At 64.2% G+C, this 5,250-nt stretch carries 6 protein-coding genes; all 6 read left to right on the top strand.

Going from position 1 to position 5,250, the window contains the following annotated elements:
• Window positions 1–756: cysteine desulfurase family protein (locus IP86_RS25435; RefSeq protein ID WP_156332620.1), on the top strand; the 756-nt coding region annotated here is incomplete at its 5' end.
• Between the two features lie 82 nt (window positions 757–838).
• Window positions 839–2,335 (top strand): Fe-S cluster assembly protein SufB, encoded by a 1,497-nt coding sequence (gene sufB / locus IP86_RS25430; RefSeq protein WP_054165234.1) that lies wholly within the window; start codon window positions 839–841, stop codon window positions 2,333–2,335.
• Window positions 2,335–2,628, top strand: coding sequence for an AbrB/MazE/SpoVT family DNA-binding domain-containing protein (locus tag IP86_RS25425; protein WP_054165233.1), 294 nt, complete (start codon window positions 2,335–2,337; stop codon window positions 2,626–2,628). The genes sufB and IP86_RS25425 overlap by 1 nt, the downstream gene beginning before the upstream one ends.
• Before the next feature lie 10 nt (window positions 2,629–2,638).
• Window positions 2,639–3,010, top strand: coding sequence for a type II toxin-antitoxin system VapC family toxin (locus tag IP86_RS25420; RefSeq protein ID WP_197279986.1), 372 nt, complete (start codon window positions 2,639–2,641; stop codon window positions 3,008–3,010).
• An 11-nt stretch (window positions 3,011–3,021) separates the two neighbouring features.
• Window positions 3,022–3,777, top strand: coding sequence for a Fe-S cluster assembly ATPase SufC (gene sufC, locus IP86_RS25415; RefSeq protein ID WP_054165231.1), 756 nt, complete (start codon window positions 3,022–3,024; stop codon window positions 3,775–3,777).
• Window positions 3,778–3,793: 16 nt separating this feature from the next.
• On the top strand, window positions 3,794–5,107 hold the full coding sequence (gene sufD, locus IP86_RS25410; protein ID WP_054165230.1) for a Fe-S cluster assembly protein SufD: 1,314 nt from the start codon (window positions 3,794–3,796) through the stop codon (window positions 5,105–5,107).
• Window positions 5,108–5,250 lie beyond the last annotated feature (143 nt).

Genomic DNA, 5,250 nt, shown 5'->3' with positions numbered 1-5,250 from the left:
GGGCCGCCGGCGCTGCTGTCGTTGATGCTTGCCAACAACGAGACCGGGGCGATGCAACCCGTTGCGGAGGCAGCGGAAATCGTCCACGCAGCGAGCGGCGTGGTGCATGTCGATGCGATCCAGGTGCTCGGCAAAGTTCCGTTCCGGATCAAGGACTTGGGCGCCGATCTTGTGTCGCTGTCTGCGCACAAGATCGGAGGCCCGAAAGGTGTCGGTGCGCTGGTGCTCGGTGCAGATGTGCAGGGGCTGGAGCCGGTACTGCGTGGCGGCGGACAGGAGCTCGGGCGGCGGGCCGGGACTGAGAATGTCGCGGGCATCACCGGCTTCGGGGCGGCGGTCGCGGCGACGATGCCAACGATTGTCGCTGACATGGCGCGGGTCGAAAACCTGCGGAATCGGCTTGAGGCAAACCTGAGGCAGACCAACGACAGTGTGATCTTTTGCGAATCTGTTGCACGGCTGCCGAACACGACACTGTTCGCCGTCCCCGGGCTGCGCGCGGAGACGGCGGTGATCGGTTTCGACCTCGCCGGCGTCGCCGTGTCGTCCGGGTCGGCGTGCTCGTCGGGCAAGGTGCAACCCTCGCACGTGCTGCGGGCGATGGGATGCGGTCCGGAACTTGCACAGTCCGCGATACGGATCAGTCTCGGCTGGTCGAGTAGTGAATCCGACATCGAGGCGTGCCTAAAAGCTTGGAAAAGGCTCGCCGGCAACCTAACTAAAAGGGATCATGAAACAGTGCCAGAACGGTTCTAAGAGGGTTTCATCCCGCGCCGGATCGTGTAAGCATGTTCCAGCAGATCCACCGCGGTCCTTGAAACCGCGAGCGGAGGTTTAAATGGCTGCCGTCCAAGAGACCGTCGATCGGGTTCGCCAGATCGACGTTGATCAATATCGCTATGGATTCGAGACGCTGATCGAATCCGACAAGGCCCCCAAGGGGCTGTCGGAAGACATCGTCCGCTTCATCTCAGCAAAGAAGAACGAACCGGACTGGATGCTGCAATGGCGGCTCGAGGCCTATCGTCGCTGGCTGACGATGACCGAGCCGACCTGGGCGCGGGTGAACTATCCGAAGATCGACTTCCAGGATCTGTATTACTACGCCGCGCCGAAGCCGAAGAAGACCGTCGGCTCGCTCGACGAGATCGATCCGGAGATCCTCAAGACCTACGAGAAGCTCGGCATTCCGCTGCGCGAAGTCGCGCTGCTGGAAGGCGTCGAGCCGGCGCCGGGCGGACCGGACACGCCGAGCCGCAAGATCGCGGTCGATGCGGTGTTCGATTCGGTGTCGGTGGCGACCACGTTCCAGGCCGAGCTGAAGAAGGCCGGCGTGATCTTCATGCCGATCTCCGAAGCGATCAAAGAGCATCCGGAGCTGGTCAAGAAGTATCTCGGCAGCGTCGTGCCGACGACCGACAATTTCTACGCGACGCTGAACTCGGCGGTGTTCTCCGACGGCTCGTTCGTCTACGTGCCGCCGGGCGTGCGCTGCCCGATGGAACTGTCGACCTATTTCCGCATCAACGAGCGCAACACCGGCCAGTTCGAGCGCACGCTGATCATCGCCGACAAGGGCTCCTACGTCAGCTATCTCGAAGGCTGCACGGCGCCGCAGCGCGACGAGAATCAGCTGCACGCCGCGGTGGTCGAGCTAGTCACGCTCGACGACGCCGAGATCAAGTACTCGACGGTGCAGAACTGGTACCCGGGCAATTCGGAAGGCAAGGGCGGCATCTACAACTTCGTCACCAAGCGTGGCGACTGCCGCGGCGCGAATTCCAAGATCTCCTGGACTCAGGTCGAAACCGGCTCGGCGATCACCTGGAAATATCCGAGCTGCATCCTGCGTGGCGACAATTCGCGCGGCGAGTTCTATTCGATCGCGATCTCGAACGGCTATCAGCAGGTCGATAGCGGCACCAAGATGATCCACCTCGGCAACAACACCACCAGCCGGATCATCTCCAAAGGTATCGCGGCCGGCAAGTCGCAGAACACCTATCGGGGGCTCGTCACCGCCCACCGCAAGGCCAAGGGCGCGCGCAACTTCACCGCCTGCGACTCGCTGCTGATCGGCGATCAGTGCGGCGCGCACACCGTGCCCTATATCGAAGCGAAGAATGCCTCGGCGCTGTTCGAGCACGAAGCCACGACGTCGAAGATCTCCGAGGACGTGCTGTTCTACTGCATCCAGCGCGGCCTCAGCCAGGAGGAGGCCGTCGGCCTCGTCGTCAACGGCTTCGTCAAGGACGTGCTCCAGCAACTGCCGATGGAGTTCGCGGTTGAGGCCCAGAAGCTGATCTCGATTAGTCTCGAGGGGAGCGTGGGGTGATGGCCAAGGAGCGCGAGGTTCTATCCGACTGGGTCACAGTCGGCAGCCAAGGCGAACTGACCATTCCGCCCGAGATGCTGTCGGCTCTCGGCGTTGCTCCGGCTGACTTGGTCAATCTGACGGTTGTGGATGGTGTTCTCGAGATTCGCTCCGCGGACTCGGCGTGGCTTGGGGCGCAGCGGATCCTCGCTCCGGGAATTCTGCCCGGCGTTTCCATCGTCGACGAATTGATCGCGGATCGAAGGCGTGAAGTGCAACTCGAAAGCGATGTGAAAGGCGATGCAGCCGAGTAGTTCAGCCGTCGTGCTGGATTCTTCCGCGATCCTTGCAGTCCTGCTGCGGGAACGTGGAGAAGACATCGTCAGGGCGCTGAAGGGATTGTTGCTGGTTTCTGCGGTCAATTTCGCGGAGGTGAGATCCAAACTGTTCGATCGCGGATATCTGCGTGAGGCAGTGGACCGCGCGGTCGGCCCGCTTCCGCTGAAGGTCGTGGATTTTAACGTTGAACAGGCGAGGCTCGCTTCGGATCTACGTCCTAAGACGAGCCAACGCGGACTGTCTCTGGGCGACCGAGCGTGTCTCGCGCTCGCCATAGCAACCGGTGCCGTCATCTACACGGCAGACCGGGCGTGGACCGAGATGGAGCTTCCGGTCGAAGTTCGCGCAATCAGATGAAGGATCGAACGATGGCACTACTCGAAGTCAAAAATCTCCAGGTCAGCGTCGCGGATCGCGAGATTTTGCATGGGCTGAACCTCACGGTGAACGCCGGCGAGGTGCACGCCATCATGGGGCCGAACGGCTCCGGCAAGTCGACGCTGAGCCATGTCATCGCCGGCAAGCCGGGCTACGAAGTCACCGGCGGCGAGATCCTGTTCAAGGGCGAGGACCTGCTGGCGATGGCGCCGGACGAGCGCGCCGCCAAGGGCGTGTTCCTGGCCTTCCAGTATCCGGTCGAGATCCCCGGCGTCGCTACGATGACGTTCCTGCGCACCGCGCTGAACGCGCAGCGCAAGGCGCGCGGCGAGGAGGAGTTCTCGACGCCGGATTTCCTCAAGCGCGTGCGCGAGGTCGCGTCTTCGCTCGGCATCCCGCAGGAGATGCTGAAGCGCGGCGTCAATGTCGGCTTCTCGGGCGGCGAAAAGAAGCGCAACGAAGTGCTGCAGATGGCGCTGTTCCAGCCGAGCCTGTGCATCCTCGACGAGATGGACTCCGGCCTCGATATCGACGCGCTGCGCGTCGCCTCCGAGGGCGTCAACGCGCTGCGCACGCCGGACCGCGCCATGGTGGTGATCACCCACTATCAGCGTCTGCTCGACTACATCGTGCCCGACCATGTGCACGTGATGTCGCGCGGCAAGGTGGTGAAGAGCGGCGGCAAGGAGCTGGCGCTCGAGCTCGAAGCCAACGGCTACGCCCAGTATCAGGAAGCGGCGGCCTGACGCCGAGGATTTGATCATGAATATCGCATTGGCGAAGACCGACAAGGCAGACGTCGCGGGCGCGAATTTCGCGAGCGTGCTGGCGGGCCAGCCGGGGGCCGGCAAGGTTGCCGACGCACGGCGCCGTGCCTTCGATCAGTTCCAGCTGATCGGCCTGCCGCATCGGCGGATCGAGGACTGGAAGTACACCGACCTGCGCGCGCTGATGCGCGAGGTGCTGCCGATCGCGCCGGCGCCGGATGCCGCCGCGCTCGCCCGCGCCGCAGCGGCGGTGAAGCTGCACGCCATCGATGGCGTGCGCCGGCTGGTGCTGGTCGACGGCGCGCTGATCGCCGAGTTGTCCGATCTGTCGGCGCTGGAGCAGGGCCTGTCGATCCGCAGCCTGCGCGACGCGCTGGCCGCTGGCGACGAGCGGCTGCTGTCGCTCGGCACCGCCGATCCGATGGTCGCGCTCAACACCGCGCTGATGACCGACGGCGTGGTGATCGACATCGCCGATGGCATCAAGCTGTCGCAGCCGCTGCACGTCGTGCATGTTGCGGCGAGCGCCGTAAAGGCCGCGAGCTTCACGCGGTCGCTGACTCACCTGGGCAAGAATTCGGCCGCGACGCTGGTCGAGAGCTATGTGGCGGGCGAGGGCGTCGGTGCCTATCAGGTTCACGACGCCGCGGTGATCAGCATCGCCGACGGCGCTCGGCTCGACCATGTCCGCCTGATCGAGGACGCGCGCGATGCGTTCAACATTGCGGCGGCCGAAGTTCGGGTCGGTACGCATGCTTATTACGGCGTCGTCGGCGTCAACACCGGCTCGCTGGTCAGCCGCTATTCGTCCACAGTGACGATCGCCGGCGAACACGCCCGGGTCGAAACGAACGGCGTCAACCTGCTCAACGGAACTCAGCACGCGGATACTACGCTGGTGATGAACCACGACGTGCCGCATTGCGTCAGCCGCGAGGGTTTCCGCGCGGTGGTGGATGATCGCGGCCACTCGGTGTTTCAGGGCCGCATCAACGTGCGCCAGCCTGCGCAGCAGACCGACGCCAAGATGATGACGCGGGCGCTGCTGCTGTCCGACGACGCCGAGGCCGACAACAAGCCGGAGCTCGAGATATTCGCTGACGACGTCACCTGCGGCCACGGTGCCGCGATCGGCGCGCTCGACGATCAGCTCTTGTTCTATCTGCGCGCCCGCGGCCTGCCGGAGAAGGAAGCCGAGGCGCTGCTGATTCAGGCTTTCGTCGGCGAGGCAATCGAAGCAATCGCCGACGACAATCTGCGCGCGCTGGCGATCGGTGCGGCGGAGCGCTGGCTGGCGGCGCGGGGGTAGTGCGGACAATCATGCGGTCGACGTTTCGGAGCCAGAAGCGAGCACGGCCTTCACCTCTCCCCGCGTGCGGGGAGAGGTCGGATCATCGCGTAGCGATGATCCGGGTGAGGGGGCGTCTCGCCGAGTTTCGGCCTCGCGGAGAC

Source organism: Rhodopseudomonas sp. AAP120, assembly GCF_001295845.1.
In the GTDB taxonomy this organism is placed as follows: domain Bacteria; phylum Pseudomonadota; class Alphaproteobacteria; order Rhizobiales; family Xanthobacteraceae; genus Rhodopseudomonas.
The sequence above is the reverse complement of the archived record's forward strand: the minus strand, read 5'-3'. Positions and strand labels throughout refer to the sequence as shown.

Bases quoted from the DNA above. Each gene is read 5' to 3' on its own strand.
- sufC (WP_054165231.1), top strand. From the start codon at position 3,022: ATGGCACTACTCGAAGTCAAAAATCTCCAGGTCAGCGTCGCGGATCGC.
- IP86_RS25425 (WP_054165233.1), top strand. From the start codon at position 2,335: ATGGCCAAGGAGCGCGAGGTTCTATCCGACTGGGTCACAGTCGGCAGC.
- sufD (WP_054165230.1), top strand. From the start codon at position 3,794: ATGAATATCGCATTGGCGAAGACCGACAAGGCAGACGTCGCGGGCGCG.
- sufB (WP_054165234.1), top strand. From the start codon at position 839: ATGGCTGCCGTCCAAGAGACCGTCGATCGGGTTCGCCAGATCGACGTT.